This window comes from Paracoccus lichenicola, from assembly GCF_009708075.1.
GTDB classification, from domain to species: Bacteria; Pseudomonadota; Alphaproteobacteria; order Rhodobacterales; family Rhodobacteraceae; genus Paracoccus; species Paracoccus lichenicola.
In genome coordinates, this window is the sequence record NZ_WMBT01000002.1 from 493661 (window position 1) to 515578 (window position 21918).

Here is a 21918-nt window from a genome sequence, read left to right on the forward strand (position 1 = left end):
CTCACGCGCGGGCCTTGCCTTCGCGCTGCAACACCACAGCGAGAACGATGATGGCCCCCTGAATCGCGCCGTTCAGGTAAGGCGATACGAAATCCGTCAGGTTCAGCAGGTTGCCGATCAGCGTCAGGATCAGCACGCCGATCACCGTGCCCCAGACCCGCCCGAAGCCGCCCTTCAGCACCGTGCCGCCGATGATCACGGCGGCGATGGCCTCCAGTTCCCACAGCATCCCCGTCGCGGATGAGGCCGACCCGAGGCGCGGCACGTACATGATGGTGGCGATGCCGACCAGCAGGCCAAGCGCGGCATAGGTCGTCAGCCGCACCCGGTCCACGCGGACCGAGGAATACTTGGCGACCTGTTCGTTCGACCCGATGGCCGCGCAATGGCGGCCGAACGCGGTGGACCGCATGACGATCTCTCCGATCACGACCACCACGGCAAAGACGATGATCGGCCAGGTGATGCCGAAGATGCCGCCGTAATAGACCGGCTGGTAGAGGCTGCGCAGGGTGAAATCCAGCGACAGCGTGCCCCCGTCGGCCAGCCATGTGACCAGGCTGCGATAGATGCCCATGGATCCCAGCGTGACGATAAAGGCCTCGATCCCCAGGCGTGTGATGAGGATGCCGTTCAGCAGCCCCGCCGCCAGTCCTGCCAGCAGGGCCACGGCCATGCCGACCAGGATCACGGTGACGCCCGCGCCCATCGTGGGCACGAGGCTGTTCATCACCAGGATCATCAGCCCGGCGATGAAGGCCGCCATGGATCCGACCGACAGGTCCAGGCCCCCCGCCGTGATCACGAAGGTCATGCCCACGGCGATGATGCCGATGAAGGCCGAGCGGGCCAGCACGTTGGTCACGTTGTCCCAGCCGAGGAAATTGGGGTTCATCAGCGCGCCCGCGACGACCAGCAGGACCAGGGCCAGGATCGGGCCGATCACGGTCATGCGGATGCGGCGGGGGGCGGTGGCGGTCGCGTCGCTCATGCGGGTTCCCCTTGCGTGGCCACGCCCATGGCCAGCTTGACGATGGCGTCCTCGGTCGCATCCGCGCCCAGTTCGCCCGTGATGCGGCCATGGCGCATGACCAGGATGCGGTCGGAGAGGCCGATCACCTCTTGCATTTCCGAGGAGATCACCACGATGGCGCGGCCCTCGGACGCAAGGCGGCGGATCAGGACATACATCTGCTGCTTGGTGCCGATGTCGATGCCGCGTGTCGGCTCGTCGATGACGATGATCCGCGGATCGGCCAGCAGGGTCTTGGCCAGCAGCAGCTTCTGCTGGTTGCCGCCCGACAGGTTGCCCACAAGCGCGCCGCGATGGCCGCGGATGTCGAAGTCGGCAATCGCCTGGTCCAGCGCGCGGTCCTCGGCCCCGGTGTCGATCAAACCCCGGTCGAACTTTGCAAGCGCCTGCAAGGTCAGGTTCTCGCGCAGCCCCTTGCCCAGCAGCAGGCCCCGCGTCTTGCGGTCCTCGGTCAGGTAGCAGAGGCCCAGTTCCTGCGCCTGCCAGGGGTGGTCGATGCGGGCGGGTCGGCCGAAGATGCGGACCTCGCCCGTGGCGGGGCGCAACCCGCACAGCCCCTCGAAGGTCTCGGTGCGGCCCGATCCGATCAGGCCCGCGACGCCCAGGATCTCGCCCCGGTGCAGGGTGAAGCCGATGTCGCGGGAAAAGCCGGGGACGGTCAGGTTCCTGACCTCAAGCGCGACCTCTCCGGGCGTCCCGGTCTTGGCGGGGAACAAATCCGACATCTCGCGGCCCACCATGGCGTTCGCCATCGCGTGCTGGTCCATGGCCGCCGCCTCGCCCGTCCAGACCACGCGGCCGTCGCGCATGACCGTCAGGTCGTCAGCGATCTGTTCCACCTCGTCCAGCTTGTGGGACGTGAACAGCACCGCCGTCCCCGCCTGCCGCAGCGCGCGGACCTGGCGCAGCAGGATCGCGGTTTCCGCGCGCGTCAGCACGGCGGTCGGTTCGTCCATGACCAGCACGCGGGTTTCGCGCAGCAGGGCCTTGGCGATTTCCACCATCTGCTTGTCGCTGTTGGACAGCGAGGACACCACGCGGTCGGGCGCCACGCGGCATTCCAGCCGGTCCAGAAGCTCGCGCGTCCGGGCGCGCATGGCGGGCTTGTCGAGAAACGGGCCGTGCTTCACCTCGCGGCCCAGGAAGATGTTCTGTTCCACCGTCAGCTGTTCGGCCAGGTTGAATTCCTGGTGGATCATGGAAATCCCCTGCGCCTCGGCCTGGCCCATGTCGGCGAAGCTGACCGGCCGGCCGTCCAGAGCCACCTGCCCCGACGAGGGCGGCTGGTATCCCGCCAGGATCTTCATGGTGGTCGATTTGCCCGCGCCGTTTTCCCCGATCAGCGCATGGACCCGGCCGGGGCGCAGCGCGATGTCCACGTCGTGCAGCACCTCGATCGGGCCGAAGCTGCGGCTGACGTTTTTCAGGGCAAGGACGCTCACGGCGTCACCCAGGCGGCATCGTCGCGGGACGAGCGGATGCAGGCGTCGATGAAGCGCATCCCGGCAAGGCCTTCCTCAAGCCCCGGCAGCAGGTCCAGATCCGGCGCGCGTTGACTGGCTTGCGCGGCCCGGATCGCCCGCGCGGCGCCGGTGTAGATGTTGGCGAATCCTTCCAGATACCCTTCCGGGTGGCCGCCCGGCGTGCGGCTGACGGCGTTGGCCGCATCCCCTGCCCCCGCGCCCTTGCGGGTCAGCAGGCGCTTGGGTTCACCAAAGGGCGTGTACCACAGGTAGTTCGGATCCTCCTGCCCCCATTCCAACCCGCCTTTTTCGCCGTAAACCCGCAGGCGCAACCCGTTCTCGTTGCCGGGCGCCACCTGCGAACACCACAGCATCCCGCGCGCGCCGTTGTTCAGGCGCAGCAGGATATGGGCGTTGTCGTCCACCCGCCGCCCCGGAACGAAGCTGTGCAGGTCCGCCGACAGGCTTTCGACCGTCAGGCCGGTGACGAAGCAGGCGAGGTTATGGGCGTGCGTTCCGATATCCCCGATGGACCCGCCCGCGCCGCTGCGTTCGGGATCGGTGCGCCATTCGGCCTGCTTGTTGGTGCCCGTGGCCTCGGCCGCCTCGGTCAGCCAGTCCTGCGCGTATTCGACCTGCACGATGCGGATCCGGCCCAGATCCCCCGCCGCGATCATGGCGCGCGCCTGCCGGATCATCGGATAGCCGGTGTAATTGTGCGTCAGGATGAACAGCGCGTCCGAGGCCCGGATCGCGGCTTCCAGTTCAGCCGCCTGCGCCATGGTCGCGGTCAGCGGCTTGTCGCAGATCACGTGGATGCCGCGCCGCAGGAAGGCCGCGGCGGCAGGACCATGGACGTGGTTCGGGGTGACGATGGCGACGGCTTCGATCCCGTCGGGACGCGCGGCCTCGGCCCCGGCCATCTCCTCGAAGCTGCCATAGCAGCGGTCGGGGTCCAGACCCAACGCCACGCCGCTGTCGCGCGACCGCTCGGGCGTCGAGGACAGGGCGCCTGCGACCAGATCATATTCCCCGTCGATGCGCGCGGCGATGCGGTGGACCGCGCCGATGAAGGCGTCCTTGCCGCCGCCGACCATGCCCAGCCTGATGCGCGCCATCACGAGATCCCCAGCATCCGGCGGTTCGCGGCATCATCCGTGCCGCCGCCCGCGAAGTCGTCGAAGGCGGTTTCCGTCACGCGGATGATGTGGCTGCGCACGAATTCGGCGCCTTCCCGCGCGCCATCCTCGGGGTGCTTGAGGCAGCATTCCCATTCGACCACCGCCCAGCCGTCGAAATCGTTGGCCGCCATCTTGGAAAAGATCGCGCCGAAATCGACCTGCCCGTCGCCCAGCGACCGGAACCGCCCGGCGCGGTCCACCCAAGGCTGGAACCCGCCATAGACGCCCTTGCGCCCGGTCGGGTTGAACTCGGCATCCTTGACGTGGAACATGCGGATGCGGTCCTTGTAGATGTCGATGTTGTCCAGGTAATCCAGGCATTGCAGGACGTAATGCGACGGGTCGTACAGCATGTTGGCCCGCGCGTGGCCCCCCACGCGGTCTAGGAACATCTCGAACGTGTCGCCGTCGTGCAGATCCTCGCCGGGGTGGATCTCATAGCAGATGTCCACGCCGCAATCCTCGGCATGATCCAGGATCGGGCGCCAGCGGCGGGCGAGTTCGTCAAAGGCGGTTTCCACCAGGCCCGCCGGGCGCTGCGGCCAGGGATAGACGAAGGGCCAGGCGAGCGCGCCGGAAAAGCTGCCCATGGCGGTCAGGCCCAGGTTGCGGCTGGCGGTCAGCGCCTTTGTCACCTGATCCACCGCCCATTCCTGCCGCGCCTTGGGGTTGCCGCGGCACTCCGGCACGGTGAAGCCGTCGAAGGCCTCGTCATAGGCGGGATGCACGGCGACAAGCTGGCCTTGCAGGTGGGTGGACAGTTCGGTGATCTGGACACCGTTGGCGGCAGCCACCCCCGCGATCTCGTCACAGTAATCGCGGCTTTCCGCCGCGCGGCCCAGGTCGAACAGCCGCCCGTCCCAGCTTGGCACCTGCACGCCCGCATAGCCGCAATCGGCCGCCCATCGGGTGATGCCGTCCCAGGTGTCGAAGGGCGCGGCATCGCCCGCGAACTGCGCCAGGAACAGCCCCGGCCCCTTGATGGTCTTCATGGCCGTCCCCCTTCAGACATAGCGATTGACCAGGTTTTCCAGGATTTCCTGCCGTCCCGACACCGGCTGCGGGTCCAACCCCGCTGCTGTCGCCCGGTCCGCGATCCCGTCCAGCGTCGCGCCGGGCGCCAGCATCGCCTGCGCCTCGGCGCGCTGCCAGCCGGCGTAGCGGTCGCGGCGCGCGGCCTCCAGCCGGTCGTCCTCCAGCATCCTGGCCGCCGCCTTCAGGCCCCGCGCGCAGACATCCATCGCGCCCGCATGGGCCATGACCAGATCCAGCGGGTCCAGCGACTGCCGCCGGATCTTGGCGTCGAAATTGGTGCCGCCGGTGGTGAATCCGCCGCCCCGCAGGATCTCGTAATAGGCCAGCATCACATCGGGGACGTTGTTGGGGAACTGGTCGGTGTCCCAGCCGGATTGCGGGTCGTTGCGGTTCATGTCGATGGACCCGAAGATGCCAAGGGCATTGGCAAGCGCGATCTCGTGCTCGAACGAATGGCCCGCCAGGATCGCGTGGCCCTGCTCGATATTGACCTTCACTTCCTTTTCCAGGCCATGGCGCATCAGGAAAGCGTAAACCGTCGCCACGTCGAAATCGTATTGGTGCTTGGTCGGCTCCTGCGGCTTCGGCTCGATCAGGATGGTGCCCTTGAAACCGATCTTGTGCTTGTAATCCACCACCATCGACAGGAAGCGGCCCATCTGGTCCAGTTCGCGCAACATGTCGGTGTTCAGCAGCGTCTCGTACCCCTCGCGCCCGCCCCACAACACGTAATTCTCGCCCCCCAGCCGGTGCGTCACGTCCAGGCAGTCGCGCACGGTGGCGGCGGCATGGGCGAAGACATCGGGGTCGGGGTTGGTCGCCGCGCCAGCCATGTAGCGGCGGTTGGTGAACAGGTTGGCCGTGCCCCACAGCAGGCGCGGGCCGCCGTTCTCCATCTTGGCCCCTATCAGGTCGGCGATGCGGTTCAGCCGGTCGCGGCTCTCCGACAGGCTGGCGCCTTCGGGCCGCACGTCGTGGTCGTGGAAACAGAAGAACGGCGCGCCCAGGATGCGGAAGAAGTCGAAGGCGGCATCGACCCGCTGTTCGGCAAGGTCCATCGTGTCGGCGGGGAACCAGGGGCGGTCGAAGGTGCGCCCGCCGAAGGGGTCGCCGCCCTCCCAGCCGAAGCCATGCCACCAGGCCACGGCAAAGCGCAACTGATCCTCGGCCCGCTTGCCCATGACCATCTCGCCAGGGTCGTAATGGCGAAAGGCCGGGCCGTCGGCGTCGGGATCGAAGGACAGCGGCGGGATGGCGTCGAAATAGCCGGTCATGCAGACACTCCGGGCAGGTTTTCCTTGAAGAAGATGGCGGGCGTGATCACGGCGACCGGCGGCTCCTCGCCATCGGCGATGGCGCGCATCGCGTCGAGCGCCCGGGCGGCCTCCTCGGACGGTTTCTGGTCGATGACCACGTCGATCAGGTCGCGCTCCAGCGCGGCGCGGGAATGGGGCGTCAGTTCGTGCAGGACGACGAAGGGGCGGGCTTCGCCCAGGGTCTCCATCAGGGCGATCAGGCCGCGATTGCCCGCGCCGATGGAATAGATCGCGGTGATCCCGTCATCGGCGCGCAGGGCCGTAGCCAAGGCATCGCGCATCCGGTCGGGGTGGTCATGGACCTCGACCGGGGGCAGCAGGGTGAGGCGCGAAGCCTCCAGGATCTCGGCCGCGCCGTCCAGGCGCTCGCGGTGATCGCGCAAGGACAGCGAACCTAGCACCGGCAGGACCCGCCCCGCCCCCCGGCCATGGGCCAGCCGCACCAGCCGCCCGGCCGTGCGTCCCGCGACGGCGTTGTCGATGCCGACATAGCTGCGCCGAGGCCCGGCGATGTCGGACACCAGCGTGATGGCGGGGATCCCCCGGTCAGCCAGATCGGCGATGACCTGCGCCAGCCCCTCGGATTCCGCGCCGACCAGGGCCACGCAGTCCCAATCGCCCGCATCCCGCTGGCCAGGATCGCAGAGCGTCACGGAAACCCGGTCCGCCGCCCGCGCCTCGGCCTGGGCCAGCAGGGCACGGCCCAAGGCCGAGAAGAAGCCGTGGTCGCCCCGCGGCAGGAACACCGCGAAACGATAGCTGCGGCGGCGCGACAGGTTCGCCGCATGGATGTCGCGGCGATAACCCAGGTCCTGGATGGCGCGCTGGACACGCTGGATCGACTTCGCGGCCACCCCACCGCGTTCGTTCAGAACCCGGTCGGCCGTCGAATAGCTGACGCCAGCCGCCCGCGCCACATCGTGCAGCGTGGGGTTTCGCATGGACGGATCTCCTCCTGCCGCCAGCATTTGGCGGAAAAAGAAATACGTCAATCATTTTCTTGCGGCCTCTCCGAAGGGCTAGCCCAGGCGGGCGAAGGCGGCCAGCACCACGCGTTCGGATTCGTCCAGGTATTGCGCCAGCAGCGCCGCCGCCCGGGCCTGCTCGCCCCCCGCCAGCAGATCCAGGATCTGGCCGTTCCGGTCGATATAGGGTTCGTGCAGCCGTTCGGGGCTGTCCAGCAGACCGAAGGCCAGGCGCAGTTCCGCGATGATCTGCGCAAAGAAGGCCTGCAACCGGGCGCTGTCGGTCAGGGCGACGATGGCCGCGTGAAATTCCATGTTGGCGCTGCCCACGCCGCGCCAGTCCTGCGCCTCGCGCGCGGCGCGGGCCTTTTCGACGGCAAGGCGCATGAGGGCCACGGCCTCGTGCCGGGGCCAGGCATGGGACAAGGCGGGCACCTCGATCAGGCGGCGGACGCGGTAGATGTCCACGATGCCCGCCATCGAGGGCACGGCCACGAAGACGCCCCGGTTGGGTTCGTGGCGCAGCAGGCCTTCGCGCGTCAGCAGCCGGAACACCTCGCGCAGGGTGTTGCGCGACACGCCCAGATCGGCGGCCAGCCGGGTTTCCGACAAACGCTGACCCGGCGGCAAGGCGCCGCCGATGATGTCGTTGCGCAAACGCGAGGCCGTTTCCTCGGCCAGGCCCGGCGGATCGGTGGTCATGTCTGGTTTCCTGTGTTCCGGGCGGCAGAATGGACGGCGCCTTGGCCCAAGGCAAGCGAATCGCCCCTGTGGGAACAGGGATCGAAGGAACAAACCCCTGCCCCGATGCCCATCAGAGCGGCTGATGATCCCCGCTCATCAGCTATTTTGTTCAACAATCAATATCACCCTGTCACATAATTGTTGACAGACTGCGCGGCGACCTTCACCCTTTCCCCATTCCGAAATCGCCGCCCTCCCCTGCAGCAGGAGCATGACTGATGAGTGCAACAGCCGTTCCCACGGCCGCCAATGCCACCCTGCGGGGCGGGTTCCTGGCGGCGATCTTCCTGATGGCGACATCGGCCATCGGGCCGGGCTTCATCACCCAGACCGCGACCTTCACCGCCAAGCTGGGTGCGGCCTTCGCCTTCGCGATCCTGGCCTCGATCCTGATCGACTTCGTGGTGCAGCTGAACATCTGGCGCATCACCGCGCTGACGCGGCGGAACGCGTCGGAAACCGCCAATGCCGCAATCCCCGGTTCGGGCTATCTGCTGGCGGTGCTGGTGATGGTCGGCGGACTGGCCTTCAACGTGGGCAACATCGCGGGCGCAGGCCTGGGGATGAACGCCATGTTCGGCCTGGACCCCAAGATCGGCGGCGCGATCTCGGCCCTGCTGGCGATCGGCGTGTTCCTGTCGAAACGCGCGGGGCTGCTGCTGGACCGGTCGCTGATCGGGCTTGGCATCCTGATGATCGCCATGACGCTGATCGTGGCCGTCACCTCGAACCCGCCGGTGGGCGAGGCGCTGCGCCAGACGATCTTTCCGGCCATGATCGACTTTCCGACCATCACCACCATCGTGGGCGGCACGGTCGGCGGATACATCACCTATTCCGGCGCGCACCGCCTTCTGGACAAGGGCCTGGTGGGCGAGGAGAACCTGGCCGCCGTCACCAAGGCCTCGCTGACCGGGATCGCGGTCACGGGCGTGATGCGCTTCGTGCTGTTCCTGGCGATCCTGGGCGTCGTGGCGTCGGGCGTGACGCTGGATCTGTCCAGCCAGGCGGCGAACCCCGCGGGCCAGGCCTTCGCCTTTGCCTTGGGCGACTTGGGGATGCGGATCTTCGGCGTGGTCCTGTGGGCCGCGGCCATCACCTCGGTCATCGGGGCGGCCTATACCTCGGTCAGCTTTCTGGTGGCCTTCATGCCCATGCCCGAACGCAGCCGCAACATCGCCACCGTGATCTTCATCGCCGTGTCGCTGGCGGTCTTCCTGTCCATCGGCACCGCGCCCGCCGCCCTGCTGGTCTTCGTGGGCGGCTTCAACGGCTTGATCCTGCCCATCGGGTTGACGATCTTCACCTATGTGGGCTTCGCGCGGCCCGACCTGATGGGCGGGCACCGTTACAACCGGCCGCTTCTGATCCTCAGCGCCATCGTCTGCGCGCTGACCTGGTACATGGGCTATCGTTCCATCGGCCCGATCTTTGCCTTCCTGGGCCTGTAAGGGGGATCCCGTGCGAACCATCGACCTGAACAGCGACCTGGGCGAGGGCTATGGCGCCTGGACCATGGGCGACGACGCCGCCATGCTGGGCATCGTCAGTTCCGCCAACATCGCCTGCGGCTTTCACGCGGGCGATCCGCTGACCATCCGCGCGACCGTCACGCAAGCGGCGGCGCGGGGCGTGGCGGTGGGGGCGCATGTGTCCTATCCCGACCGCGTGGGCTTCGGGCGGCGTCCGATGGACGTGACTTCGGCGGAACTGACCGCCGACGTGATCTATCAGATCGGCGCCTTGCAGGGCATCGCGAAGGCGGCAGGGACGCGCGTGAGCTATGTGAAGCCGCACGGGGCGCTCTACAACACCATCGCCACCGACGCGCGGCAGGCCGATGCGGTGATCGCGGCGATCAAGGAGATCGATCCCTCGCTGGTGCTGATGGCGCTTGCCGGGGCGCCGATCCTGTCCCGCGCGGCGGATGCCGGGCTTGCCACCGTGGCCGAGGCTTTCGGCGACCGCGCCTATACGCCGGACGGGCAACTGGTGTCCCGCCGCGACAAGGGCGCGGTGCTGCACGACGCCGATGCCGTCGCCGCCCGGATGCTGCGGCTGGCCACCGAAGGCGTGATCGAGGCCATCGACGGCACCCCCCTGCGCCTGAAGGCGCAAAGCATCTGCGTGCATGGCGACAGCGCGGGCGCAGTGGACATGGCGCGGCGCATCCGCGAGGACCTGGTCGCAGGCGGCGTCGCCGTCGCCCCCTTCGCGGGGGCCGCGTGATGCGTGCCGAACTGGACACCGCCCGGACCGACATTCCCGACAGCCGGTGGCAGTTGTGACGATGCGCTTTCTGCCCGTCGGCCCGCGCACGCTGCTGGTGGAACTGGCCGATCTGGACGAGACGTTGGCGCTGTTCGACGCGCTGCTGGCCGATCCCCTGCCGGGCGTCACCGAGATCATCCCCGCCGCCCGCACGCTGATGGTCCGCGTGGCCCCCGGCCTTGCCGCCGATGGCGCGCTGGCCGGGGCGATCCAGGCCCGCCAACCCGCGCCGGGCACGGTTCGTCAGGCAGGCCCGCTGGAAACCGTCGAGATCCCCATGACCTATGATGGCGCGGATCTGGCCGATGTCGCCGCCTACATGAGCCTGACCGTGGCCGAGGTCATCGCCGCCCACCAGGCCGCGACCTGGCAGGTGGCCTTTTGCGGCTTCGCGCCCGGCTTCGCCTACATGACCGGTGACGACCCGCGCTTCGATGTGCCCCGCCGTCCCGCGCCGCGCACGCGGATCCCGGCGGGGTCGGTGGCGCTGGCCGCGCGCTTCTGCGGCATCTATCCGCAGGACACGCCGGGCGGCTGGCAACTGATCGGCACGACGCGGGTGCCGATGTGGGATTTGTCGCGCGACCCGCCTGCGCTTCTGCATCCCGGCGTCAGGGCGCGATTTGTCGAGGGGGTGGCGCAGATCCATCCCTCGGTTGCCATTCCCCAACCGCAGGGCCAGCCTGCGCTGACGGTGGTGCAAACCGCCTTTCCCATCGTCTTCCAGGATGAAGGGCGTCCGGGACAGGGCGGGCAAGGCGTCTCGGCATCCGGCGCGCTGGACAGGGGGGCAATGCGCCGGGCGAACCGCGCGGTTGGCAATCCGTCCGACGCGCCGGTCCTGGAAATCACCCTCGGTCCCGTGCGGCTGCGGGCGGACCGGCCGGTGACGCTGGCCCTGACCGGCGCGGGGCAGGCCACGGTTGCGGGGCACGCCATGCCCACGGCCTTCGCGCTCGATGCGGGGGACGAGGTGCTGATCCCGCCCCCCGCCGCCGGGATGCGCAGCTATCTGGCGCTGCGCGGCGGCTTTGACGTGGCCCCGGTGCTGGGATCGGCGGCGACCGACACCCTGGCCTTCGTCGGTCCCGATTCGCTGACCAGCGGCGCCCTCCTTTACGCCGCGAACAACCCTGCGACAGCCATTGCAGCGCCCGAGGATCAGCCCGCCTTGCCGAAACCGGGTGATGTCGTGGACCTGCCCGTCACCCTCGGCCCCCGCGCCGACTGGTTCTCGGACAACATGATTGCGCACTTCCTGTCCCAGGACTGGCTGGTCACGCCGCAATCGTCCCGCGTGGGCATCCGGCTGGAAGGCGCACCCGTCACCCGCGAGGACGCCCGCGAACTGCCGTCCGAGGGCACGGAGACCGGCGCCATCCAGATCCCCCATTCCGGCCAGCCGGTGCTGTTCCTGGCCGACCACCCGCTGACCGGCGGCTATCCGGTGATCGCCACGCTGCGCCCCGAGGCGCTGGATCTGGCGGGCCAGATCCCCCCCGGCGCGCGCATCCGCTTCACCGCCGCCGCCCCCTTCCAGGACATCGAGGCAAAGCCATGACCCTTTTCGCCACCGGCCCGACCCTGCCCCTGAACCGCCTGCTGATCGCCAACAGGGGAGAGATCGCCGTCCGCATCATCCGCGCCTGCCGGGACGAGGGGATCGAGACGGTGGCCGTCTATGCCGACGCCGACCGCGACGCCCCCTTCGTCGCCATGGCCAACCAGGCCTTCGCGCTTGGCGGCGATAGCCCGGCGGACACCTATCTGGACGGGCAAAAGATCATCGCCATTGCGCAGCGTGCGAGCGCCGATGCGATCCACCCCGGCTATGGCTTCCTGTCGGAAAACGCGGGCTTCGCGGCAGCCGTGGAGGACGCGGGCCTGATCTGGATCGGCCCGGACCCCGCCGTCATCACCGCCCTTGGCGACAAGATCGAGGCCCGCCGCATCGCCCAGGCCGTCGGCGCCCCCCTGGTCGCGGGCACCCCTGGCCCGGTGGAAACCCCTGCCGACGCCCTGGCCTTCGCCCGCGAACATGGCCTGCCCATCGCCATCAAGGCGGCCTTCGGCGGCGGCGGGCGCGGCATGAAGGTCGCCTGGCGCCTGGGCGAGGTCGAGGAACTGTTCCAGTCCGCCACGCGAGAGGCGATGGCCGCCTTCGGCCGCGGCGAATGCTTCATCGAGCAGTTCCTGGACCGCCCCCGCCACATCGAGGCGCAGGTGCTGGCCGACCGCCACGGCACCGTCAAGGTGCTGGGCACGCGGGACTGCTCGCTTCAACGCCGCAACCAGAAGCTGGTCGAGGAAGCGCCCGCGCCCTTCCTGACGGACGATCAACGCCAGCGCATCCACGACAGCGCCCGCGCGATCTGCGCCCATGCGGGCTACAGCGGCGCGGGGACGGTGGAATACCTGCTATCCGCGAACGGCACGATTTCCTTCCTCGAGGTGAACACGCGCCTTCAGGTCGAACATCCCGTGACCGAGGAAACCACCGGCATCGACCTGGTGCGCGGCATGATCGCAGTGGCGCGCGGGGCAAAGCTGGCGGACGACAGCGTGCCCGCCCCGCGCGGCCATTCCATCGAGTTCCGCATCAACGCCGAGGACGTGGCGCGCGGCTTTCTGCCCACCCCCGGCCCCATCGACCGCTTCGACGCCCCCGCCGGTCCCGGCATCCGCCTGGACAGCGGCGTCGTGGCGGGATCCGTGATCCCCGGCAGCTTCGATTCGATGATGGCCAAGCTGATCGTGACGGGGGCCACCCGCACCGAGGCCATCGCCCGCGCCCGCCGCGCCCTGGCCGAGTTTCGCATCGACGGCGTGGCGACCGTCCTGCCCTTCCACCGCGCGGTGCTGGACGCGCCCGATTTCCGCGCCGAGGACGGCACCTTCCGCGTCCACACCCGCTGGATCGAGACCGACTTCGCCGAGACGCTGGCCGCCGCCGTGGCTCCGCACGCCCGCGTGACGCCCGCCCCTGCCCCGGCCCTGCTGCGCCTCGCCATCGAGATCGACGGCAAGCGCCACGAACTGGGCCTGCCCGCCGGGATCATGGCCGCCGCCCCCGGCGCGCCCGCGCCCGAAGCCACACCGGCACCCGACGAGGCGACCGTCACCGCCCCTGTTCCCGGCACCCTGACCGCCTGGCAGGCCGAGGATGGCGCGACCGTCGAAGCCGGCCAAGTCATCGCCGTGGTCGAGGCCATGAAGATGGAAACCCGCGTCGAGGCGCATCGCGCAGGCCGCCTGAAGCATCTGCGCGAGGCCGGGGCATCGGTCGCCTTCGGGGATGCCTTTGCGCAAATCCTGCCGGACTAGGGCGCAGCGCCATCGGGGTCGGCAGGCGGGACCCGCATTTTCTGTTCCGGTTGTGACTCGCCGGGCTTTACAAGTGGGCGGGTTCCTGCTGAACACTCAGGCGGCTTCTTCCGTCCGGCCCCCGGTCGTGAGAAACGGACCCCAATAAGGTGGCGCGGCCCGAATCGCGATCCGCCACAGCGCAGGAGCAGAGTTTCGACGTGTCCGAACGACCCGCCCGGGCCCGGCATGGCTCCATGCCGGCAAAGCTGGCCTCTTTCCAGGTGCGCGGCCGCTTCCTGACCGTGCTGGCGCTTCGCATCGACACCGACAGCCCGGATGATCCCTTCTACGCGCAACTGGACGAACAGTTGCACAAGACGCCGCAGTTCTTTTCGGGCGCGCCGGTGGTGCTGGACCTGGCCAATGTCCCGGGCCTCAGTGACCAACCGGACCGCCTGCGCGACCTGGTCGGGAACCTGCGCGGGCGCGACCTGCGGGTGTTCGGGGTCCAGAACGCGGCAGGCTTCGACGCGGCGGCGTTGCAGGCCCTGGGCCTGGTTCCCGTCAGCACGGGCCGCGACGCCCCCTTGCCCCGCGAAACCGCGCCCGTCCCCGCCCCTGTCGCCGCCGCGCCCGTGGCGGTCGAGAACAAGGTCATCCACGCGCCCGTCCGGTCGGGCCAGCGGATCGTGGCCGAGCATGGCGACCTGACGGTGATCGGCTCGGTCGCATCAGGCGCGGAACTGGTCGCGGCGGGCAACATCCACGTCTATGGTCCCTTGCGCGGCCGCGCCATCGCGGGCTGTCACGGCGACGAGCGGGCGCATATCTTTTGCCAAAGCCTCAACGCCGAACTGGTCGCCATCGCGGGCCTGTACCAGACCAGCGAGATGCTGGAAGACGCCGCCCGCCAACGCTGCACCCATATTTACCTGGAGGACGAGAAACTTCGCATGGAGGTGATCGCATGACGACGGAACCCAAGACGACCGCGCCCCTGGGGCGGGTCATCGTGATCACCTCGGGCAAGGGGGGCGTCGGCAAGACGACCTCGGCCGCGGCGATCTCGGCGGGGCTTGCCAAGCAGGGCTTCAAGACGGTGGTAATCGACTTCGACGTGGGCTTGCGCAACCTGGACATGATCATGGGCTGCGAACGCCGGGTGGTCTTCGACTTCATCAACGTCATCCAGGGCGACGCCAAGCTGAAGCAGGCGCTGATCAAGGACAAGCGGCTGGACACGCTGTCGATCCTGCCCACCTCGCAGACCCGCGACAAGGACGCCCTGACCAAGGAGGGCGTCGAGCAGATCCTGACCGAGCTGAAGGCCGAGTTCGACTATATCGTCTGCGACAGCCCCGCGGGGATCGAGCGCGGCGCCCAGATGGCGATGTATTTCGCCGACGAGGCGGTGGTCGTCACCAACCCCGAGGTTTCGTCCGTGCGCGACAGCGACCGCGTGCTGGGCCTGCTTTCCAGCCAGACCCGGCGGGCCGAGACCGAGGGCGCCGAGCCGATCAAGGCCCAGGTCCTGCTGACGCGCTATGACCAGGAGCGCGTGGACAAGGGCGAGATGATGACCATCGAGGACGTGCTGGAAATCCTGGCCGTGCCGCTTCTGGGCGTCATTCCCGAAAGCAAGGCGGTGCTGAAGGCGTCGAACGTGGGCACGCCGGTCGTGCTGGACGAACCCTCGGCGGCATCCCGCGCCTACGAGGACGCGGTGTCGCGCCTGACCGGCACCCAGGTCGAGATGCGCATCGTCGGCGAGCGCCGCCCCGGCCTGTTCCAGCGGCTGTTCGGGCGCGCGTCATGAGCCTGTTCAGCTTCATCCGCAAGCCGCACCCCGCCAAGACCGCGCAAACGGCCAAGGACCGGCTGCAGATCCTTCTTGCGCATGAACGCAGCAGCGGCGCGGCGGAAGCCGATTATCTGCCGATGCTGCAACGCGACATCGTCGCGGCGATCCGCAAGCACGTCCCCATCGGCGAACAGGATGTCGAGGTCCGCATAGAGCGCGGCGACCAGATGTCGAGCCTGGAGATCAACATCGAGCTGCCCGCGACCGTGCCGTCGAAGGCGGGCTGAGGACGGCGGCCGGTTTGCGGTCCTCTCCGGTCCCCTCATCCGGGACCGGACACGCTGCGGCATCATCCGCTGTCGCCGAAGCCGGGACCGCGTGATGACGAAAAACTGACACGCCGCCGGGACTTTCCCGATTGCGCCCGCCGCCGCCTTGGCCCAAGCACGCAGGGCCGTCACGCGGGCTGGCAGCCGTCCTTGCGCCTGCCGGGCCGGCCCCCTTGGCCTTGACGGCGCGGCCTGCACTGGAAAGAACGGGCACCGGCGTTGCTGATCAGAAGGACAGCCCATGAAATTCCGCTTTCCCATCGTCATCATCGACGAGGATTTCCGGTCCGAAAACACCTCGGGCCTGGGCATCCGCGCCCTGGCCGACGCCATCGAGCGCGAGGGGTTCGAGGTTCTGGGCGCCACCAGCTATGGGGATCTGTCGCAGTTCGCCCAGCAGCAAAGCCGCGCCAGCGCCTTCGTGCTGTCGATCGACGACGAGGAGTTCAGCCCCGGTCCCGACCTTGACCCCGCCGTCCTGAACCTGCGCTCCTTCATCGAGGAGGTGCGCTGGAAGAACGCCGACGTGCCGATCTTCCTGCATGGCGAGACCAAGACCAGCCGCCACCTGCCCAACGACATCCTGCGCGAATTGCACGGCTTCATCCACATGTTCGAGGATACGCCGGAATTCGTGGCCAAGCACATCATCCGCGAGGCCAAGACCTATCTGGAGGGCATCCAGCCCCCCTTCTTCAAGGCGCTGCTGGATTACGCCGAGGACGGATCCTATTCCTGGCACTGCCCCGGCCATTCCGGCGGCGTGGCCTTCCTGAAATCGCCCATCGGCCAGATGTATCACCAGTTCTATGGCGAGAACATGCTGCGGGCCGATGTGTGCAACGCGGTCGAGGAACTGGGCCAGCTGCTGGACCACAACGGCGCCATCGGCGCGTCCGAACGGAACGCCGCGCGGATCTTCAACGCCGACCACTGCTTCTTCGTGACGAACGGGACCTCGACCTCGAACAAGATGGTCTGGCACCACACGGTCGCGCCGGGCGACGTGGTGGTCGTGGACCGCAACTGTCACAAGTCGATCCTGCATTCGATCATCATGACCGGCGCGATCCCGGTCTTTTTGCGCCCCACCCGCAACCACTGGGGCATCATCGGTCCCATTGCCCACGCCGAGTTCGAACCCGAATCCATCCGCGCCAAGATCCGCGCGAACCCGCTGCTGGAGGGCGTGGATGCCGATGCGGTCAAGCCCCGCATCATGACGCTGACCCAGTCCACCTATGACGGCGTGCTCTACAACACCGAGGAAATCAAGCGGATGCTCGACGGCTATGTCGAGAACCTGCATTTCGACGAGGCCTGGATTCCCCACGCGGCCTTTCACCCCTTCTACGGCACCTATCACGCCATGGGCCGCAACCGCGACCGCACCAGGCACGCCGTGACCTATGCCACCCAGTCGATCCACAAGCTGCTGGCGGGGATCAGCCAGGCCAGCCACGTCCTGGTCCAGGATTCCGAGGAAACGAAGCTCGACCGGCACCTGTTCAACGAATCCTACTTGATGCACACCTCGACCAGTCCGCAATATTCCATCATCGCCAGCTGCGATGTGGCCGCCGCGATGATGGAGCCGCCGGGCGGCACCGCCCTGGTCGAGGAATCCATCCTGGAAGCCCTGGATTTCCGCCGCGCCATGCGCAAGGTCGATGCCGAGTTCGGCGACAAGGACTGGTGGTTCCAGGTCTGGGGACCGGACGCGCTGGAAGAGGAAGGCATCGGCCGCACCAAGGACTGGGTGCTGCGCCGCACCGACAGCGAGGGCGTGCAGCGCGATGGCGAGGACAGCTGGCACGGTTTCGGCGACATGGCGCCGGGGTTCAACATGCTGGACCCGATCAAGGCCACCATCATCACCCCCGGCCTGGACATCGAGGGGCGCTTCGATGCCACGGGCATCCCCGCGTCCATCGTGTCGAAATACCTGGCCGAACATGGCGTGGTGGTGGAAAAGACCGGGCTTTACAGCTTCTTCATCCTGTTCACCATCGGCATCACCAAGGGCCGCTGGAACACGCTGGTCGCGGCGCTGCAGCAGTTCAAGGACGACTATGACCGCAACCAGCCCTTGTGGCGCGTGATGCCGGAATTCTGCGCCAAGCATCCCCGCTACGAAGGCATGGGCCTGCGCCAGCTTTCCCAGCACGTCCATGCGCTTTACGCGAAATACGATGTCGCGCGCCTCTCGACCGAGATCTACCTGACCGACCACTACCCGGCGATGACGCCGACCGAGGCCTTTTCCCACATCGCCCGCCGCAAGACCGAACGGGTGCCCATCGACGATCTGGAAGGCCGGATCACGACCAGCCTGGTGACCCCCTATCCGCCCGGCATCCCGCTGCTGGTCCCGGGCGAGACGTTCAACGCCAAGATCGTGGACTACCTGCGGTTCAACCGCGACTTCGCGCGCGAATGTCCCGGGTTCGAGACGGACATCCACGGGCTTGTGCTGGAAACGGGACCGGACGGCGTGGTGCGTCACTATGCCGACTGCGTGGCAAGCTGAACGACCGGCCTGCGCGGCAGCCGCCTTGCAGCCGGACGGCGGGCCGCAAGGAAGGCCGCAGCCGGGCCGGGCCTTTCAGATCAGCTTGAAGCGGCGCATCAACTGCATGGCCTGCGTTTCGTTGTGAAGCTGGTTCAACCCGCGCAGGATCGAACGGGCCAGGCCGCGGCGCGACAATCCCCGCGGGACCTTGCCTGTCGCCTTGGGAACATCCAGCCAGGTCACGGGCGCGGGTGCGCTGTCGGCCAGCTGCGCAAGCGCGTCGATCCAGGCCTGGACGATGTGTTCGGCACCGGCGCGCGCCTCGGCCGGCACCTGCTCGGGCGGCTCCAGCCAGGGATTGCTGTTGATCTCGAAGATCTGCGGGCGGCCATCGACCAGGGCGTAATCGGCACGCCCGTACTGGAGATGCGCCGCATCGAAGGCCGCGCGCAGCACCTCGATGTCCGCATTGCTTTGCAGGAACGCCAGTTCCCGTTGGGGATCGGGCCTGGTGTTGGGATCGGTATATTCGCCCTTGCAGACCCAGTCCTGGCTTTGATCCAGCGCCGAAGGGAAAAGCCGGTCATGCACGCGCGTATAGGACCGCTTTTCGTGCAGGCCCAGGTGGTTGCGGGCATCCACGTATTCGGTGATGGCGAAGCGGTCGCCCTGCCGGTCCGCCGGATCGAGGGCCGCGACTGCCTCGCGCAGGGCTTGCGGGGTTTCGATCAGGGCGGACTTCGGTCCCTCGTGATCGTCCGCCCGGCGCAGGAACACCGGATAGCGGAACGCCTCGGGCGGGGTGGTGACCGGCAGCATCCGGAAGTCGTTGATCCCGGCCTCGTGCAGCCGCCGCATCACGTCCAGGCGGGTGCCGACCCGGTCGGGCCGGTTCAGCACCTTGCAGTCGGGGCAGACCTTCTGCAAGGCCTCGATCCGGTCCACGACCTGCCGCGCCGCCGCGGCGTCCAGGCGTTCGAGATCGACAAAGACATAGATCGAACGAGGCAGGCGCCGGAAGGCCAGGAACTCGGCATAGCCGAGGATCATAATACGCCCATGCAGGGGGTGGTCGCGGGTTTCGAGCACGTCGCGCACCGTGTACTGATGGTCGTCCGTAGCGACAAAGGTGATCATGAATTCTCACAAGCCGCGATTGCGAAGCAGGGATATCAGTTCCCTGAAGCATGGACGACATGTCACCCACAGCGCAATAGGATAAGTGATCGCGCCCGTGGCGATGATGGCCAGCAGATTGGACGGCGAGATGTCGGGAACATCCTTGCGGAAGTAGACTGCGGTAATGACCCCGGCCATCACCAGCGCCGCCAGCCAGATCCGCCCGATGCGCAGCAAGGCTGACGCCGCGCCCCCGCGGACAAGACGCTGCGCATAGACCAGGGCCACGAGGGTCGCGGCGACCTCATAGGTCAGAAAGGCGACCGGCGCGGCGATGTGGCCGTCGAACCAGGCGGTCAGCACGAAGCCCGCGACCATGAAGACCAGTCCGACGGTGCTGCCGATCAGCCCGTATTCCGGCCGCCCAAGCGCCGAATAGGACGAATAGTAGAACCGGAAGGGCAAGGACAGGCCCACGGCCAGGCACAGGATCTGCGACAGCGGCACGGCAAGTTCCCAACCCGGCCCGACCAGCAGCGGAAGCAGCACGGGCGCGCTGGCGGCCAGTCCGACAAAGGCCGGAACCGCCAGAACCGCGACGCCTGACGCGATGTCGCCGGCCTTCTGGACAAGCCGCGGCGGATCGCCTTGCAGCCGCACCAGGACCGAGAAGGCAAGATTGTGCCCGACCCCCATCAGCGCCATCCGCAAGGGATCGACGATCCGCAACGCGATGTTCAGCTGGCCCAGCGTGACTGCGCCGAACACGGCGTTGACCAGAAAGGCCAGCGCCGCCGGAGCGGCGGAGGTGACGCCCACATCGGCCAGATGCAGCCACGAGAACCGGAAGATTTCCCGGAACCGTTCGCCGTGCCAGCGCACCGGGATCCAGATCCTCTGGCCGCGCCACCACAGGAACACGACCGCCAGCACGGGATAAAGGACATTCGGCAGCAGGCGCTGCAGCAGCAGCGAATAGACGCCCCAGCCTGCCATGGCAGCCAGGACCGACACGACGGAGGCGATGACGGTGCTGAGGGCCTGGCAGGTCGAGATCTCGACGAACCGCCGGGACCGCCGCGCCACCGCCTTGGACACGGCGCCCGGTCCCTGCCACAACAGCAGCAGGCTGGAAAAGATCAGGCAGGCCGCGAAACCCGGCGCATCCACCCAGTGTTCGATCAGCGGACCCATCAGGATCGACAGCACGATCGCGGCGCCCGTCAACAGCATCGACGCGAACAGCGACGTTTCCAGATGCGACGTGTAAAGGCGCCGCCGCTGGGTCAGGGATTCCTCGAAGGGCAGTCCGATAAAGGCGCCCATGATGGTGTTCAGCCCCAGCACCATTGCCGCCAGGCCGAATTCGGCTGGCGACAGGATGCGGGCAACGACCATCGTGCTGGCCATCTGCGCAGCAAGACGCACGACCGCATCCGCGGTCGAAGCTCCGATCCATATTCTGAACATTGGGGTCTTGCGTTGTTGTTGTCTGCCGACTGGTATCGGGGCAATGTGCCAATCACAAGAAACCTGCAGCCTCCCAGGCAGCTTTTCCCCGATCAGATGCACCGCCTGCCCCACCGCCAGACAGGATGTCCCATGAACTCACCCACCCGGCCGCAATCCCGGATCATGCCCAGAATGGCTTTTTTCCCCAGATTTCCGCGTTCCGCACGATCTGGCGGGGCTGATGTCGCGCGCCGCGTGGCGCACAGGCTGCATCACGACATTGTTGCCGGGCTGGCGGCATTTGCTTTCGTTCTGGGCACCCTGGCAGGGGAAAGCGCCGCCCAGCCTTCCGCCATCCCCGACGACACCCTGGGCCTTGCCGTGGCGCTTGACACCTTGCGCTGGCAGGACAGCCTGGATCTGCGCGCCGAGTTCGCGGATTACGCGTCGATGGGGGTGCGCTGGCTGCGCACGGATCTTTACTGGGCTTCCGTGCAGGCCGACGGGCCGGACAGCTATGACTGGCGCGACATGGACCGGATCATCGACCTGGCCGGCGTTTTCGGCATCAGGGTGCTGCCGGTCGTGGGTTCGACGCCGGAATGGGCCTGGCAGGATCCCGAACGCCCTTCTCCGCCCCGGGATCCGCAGGACTTCGGCCGCTTCCTGAAGGCGGCTGTCGCCCGCTACGCGCCGCGCGGCATCCACACCTGGGAAATCTGGAACGAGCCGAACCTGGAAGGCCCCTTCCCGCCCCGCCCCGACGCGGCCGCCTATGCGGCCCTGCTGAAGGAAGGATCCGCCGCGATCCGTGCGGCCGACCCCGGCGCGACCATCATCCTGGGCGGGCTGGCCGCCGCCACCCGGACCAATCTTTGGGGAGAGCCGCCGGCGATTGCCGCCGTCGAATTCCTGGAAACCGTTTATGCCGAAGGCGCCGGGGACAGCTTCGACGCGGTCGCCTTTCATCCCTATACCGGGGCGGACCTGCCGGATCTGCGGGCAAGGGGGAATTCGTGGGGCTTGATGGCCGGACCGCTTCGGGCCGTCATGGCCGAGCATGGCGACGAGGCCAAGGCGATCTGGATCACCGAATACGGTGCCCCGACGAACGAGGCCAATGGCGGCGTGTCCGAGGCCCGGCAGGCCGAGCTGCTGGCCGCCAGCGTCGCGCTGGCGCGCGAAACCCCGTGGCTGGGACCGCTGTTCTGGTACAGCTATCGCGACCGGGGGACCGATCCCGAGGACCGCGAGGACTGGTTCGGCCTGATCGCCGGGGACGACCGCCCCAAGCCCGCCCGCGAGGTCCTGGAAAGCATCCTTTCCGAACAGCCCTGAACGGGACACCGGGAAAGCAGGGCCAGCGCCCGGCATTCCCGACCGCCCTGCGG

The 21918-nt window shown here is 67.9% G+C and carries 18 protein-coding genes; 9 read left to right on the forward strand and 9 right to left on the reverse strand.

The features are described from left to right. Position 1 precedes the first annotated feature (1 nt). The 7 genes from GIY56_RS05890 to GIY56_RS05920 form a co-directional block, all read right to left on the reverse strand. Positions 2–991, reverse strand: a complete 990-nt coding sequence (locus tag GIY56_RS05890) for an ABC transporter permease (RefSeq protein WP_154763850.1) — start codon at positions 989–991, stop codon at positions 2–4. Further along, positions 988–2475, reverse strand: a complete 1488-nt coding sequence (locus GIY56_RS05895) for a sugar ABC transporter ATP-binding protein (RefSeq protein WP_328288456.1) — start codon at positions 2473–2475, stop codon at positions 988–990. The genes GIY56_RS05890 and GIY56_RS05895 overlap by 4 nt, the downstream gene beginning before the upstream one ends. Next, positions 2472–3614, reverse strand: coding sequence for a Gfo/Idh/MocA family protein (locus tag GIY56_RS05900; RefSeq protein ID WP_230312298.1), 1143 nt, complete (start codon positions 3612–3614; stop codon positions 2472–2474). Before GIY56_RS05900 ends, GIY56_RS05895 begins: the two co-directional genes overlap by 4 nt. Then, positions 3614–4669 carry a sugar phosphate isomerase/epimerase family protein gene (locus tag GIY56_RS05905; RefSeq protein ID WP_154763852.1) on the reverse strand — a complete coding sequence of 352 codons (1056 nt, stop codon included), beginning with the start codon at positions 4667–4669 and terminating at the stop codon, positions 3614–3616. Before GIY56_RS05905 ends, GIY56_RS05900 begins: the two co-directional genes overlap by 1 nt. Before the next feature lie 12 nt (positions 4670–4681). Continuing rightward, positions 4682–5986, reverse strand: coding sequence for a xylose isomerase (gene xylA, locus GIY56_RS05910; RefSeq protein WP_154763853.1), 1305 nt, complete (start codon positions 5984–5986; stop codon positions 4682–4684). Next, positions 5983–6969 carry a LacI family DNA-binding transcriptional regulator gene (locus GIY56_RS05915; protein ID WP_154763854.1) on the reverse strand — a complete coding sequence of 329 codons (987 nt, stop codon included), beginning with the start codon at positions 6967–6969 and terminating at the stop codon, positions 5983–5985. Before GIY56_RS05915 ends, xylA begins: the two co-directional genes overlap by 4 nt. Before the next feature lie 78 nt (positions 6970–7047). Further along, positions 7048–7695, reverse strand: coding sequence for a GntR family transcriptional regulator (locus GIY56_RS05920; RefSeq protein WP_154763855.1), 648 nt, complete (start codon positions 7693–7695; stop codon positions 7048–7050). A gap of 260 nt (positions 7696–7955) precedes the next feature. Here GIY56_RS05920 and GIY56_RS05925 point away from each other — a divergent pair, with 260 nt between their 5' ends. From GIY56_RS05925 to GIY56_RS05960, 8 genes are all read left to right on the forward strand, one after another. Beyond that, complete coding sequence (locus GIY56_RS05925) at positions 7956–9188, forward strand: NRAMP family divalent metal transporter (RefSeq protein WP_154763856.1); 1233 nt, start codon at positions 7956–7958, stop codon at positions 9186–9188. A 10-nt stretch (positions 9189–9198) separates the two neighbouring features. Beyond that, entirely contained in the window at positions 9199–9966 is a 768-nt protein-coding gene (locus GIY56_RS05930) for a LamB/YcsF family protein (RefSeq protein WP_328288457.1), read from the forward strand. A gap of 61 nt (positions 9967–10027) precedes the next feature. Next, positions 10028–11569, forward strand: a complete 1542-nt coding sequence (locus GIY56_RS05935; RefSeq protein ID WP_154763858.1) for a 5-oxoprolinase subunit B/C family protein — start codon at positions 10028–10030, stop codon at positions 11567–11569. Beyond that, positions 11566–13332 carry an acetyl/propionyl/methylcrotonyl-CoA carboxylase subunit alpha gene (locus GIY56_RS05940; RefSeq protein ID WP_230312300.1) on the forward strand — a complete coding sequence of 589 codons (1767 nt, stop codon included), beginning with the start codon at positions 11566–11568 and terminating at the stop codon, positions 13330–13332. The genes GIY56_RS05935 and GIY56_RS05940 overlap by 4 nt, the downstream gene beginning before the upstream one ends. Positions 13333–13568: 236 nt before the next feature. Next, positions 13569–14285, forward strand: coding sequence for a septum site-determining protein MinC (gene minC / locus GIY56_RS05945; protein ID WP_154763859.1), 717 nt, complete (start codon positions 13569–13571; stop codon positions 14283–14285). Next, entirely contained in the window at positions 14282–15130 is an 849-nt protein-coding gene (gene minD, locus GIY56_RS05950) for a septum site-determining protein MinD (protein WP_154763860.1), read from the forward strand. Before minC ends, minD begins: the two co-directional genes overlap by 4 nt. Then, on the forward strand, positions 15127–15402 hold the full coding sequence (gene minE / locus GIY56_RS05955; RefSeq protein WP_196053556.1) for a cell division topological specificity factor MinE: 276 nt from the start codon (positions 15127–15129) through the stop codon (positions 15400–15402). Before minD ends, minE begins: the two co-directional genes overlap by 4 nt. 283 nt (positions 15403–15685) lie before the next feature. Continuing rightward, complete coding sequence (locus GIY56_RS05960; protein ID WP_154763861.1) at positions 15686–17974, forward strand: arginine/lysine/ornithine decarboxylase; 2289 nt, start codon at positions 15686–15688, stop codon at positions 17972–17974. A gap of 75 nt (positions 17975–18049) precedes the next feature. Here GIY56_RS05960 and GIY56_RS05965 read toward each other — a convergent pair whose 3' ends face one another. Further along, positions 18050–19093: an ATP-grasp domain-containing protein gene (locus GIY56_RS05965; RefSeq protein ID WP_154763862.1), complete on the reverse strand. Its 1044-nt coding sequence runs from the start codon at positions 19091–19093 to the stop codon at positions 18050–18052. A 6-nt stretch (positions 19094–19099) separates the two neighbouring features. After that, positions 19100–20485 (reverse strand): oligosaccharide flippase family protein, encoded by a 1386-nt coding sequence (locus GIY56_RS05970; RefSeq protein WP_196053557.1) that lies wholly within the window; start codon positions 20483–20485, stop codon positions 19100–19102. A gap of 297 nt (positions 20486–20782) precedes the next feature. On the opposite strand from GIY56_RS05970, the gene GIY56_RS05975 reads away from it, so the two are divergent. Next, positions 20783–21865 (forward strand): cellulase family glycosylhydrolase, encoded by a 1083-nt coding sequence (locus tag GIY56_RS05975; protein ID WP_196053558.1) that lies wholly within the window; start codon positions 20783–20785, stop codon positions 21863–21865. Positions 21866–21918 lie beyond the last annotated feature (53 nt).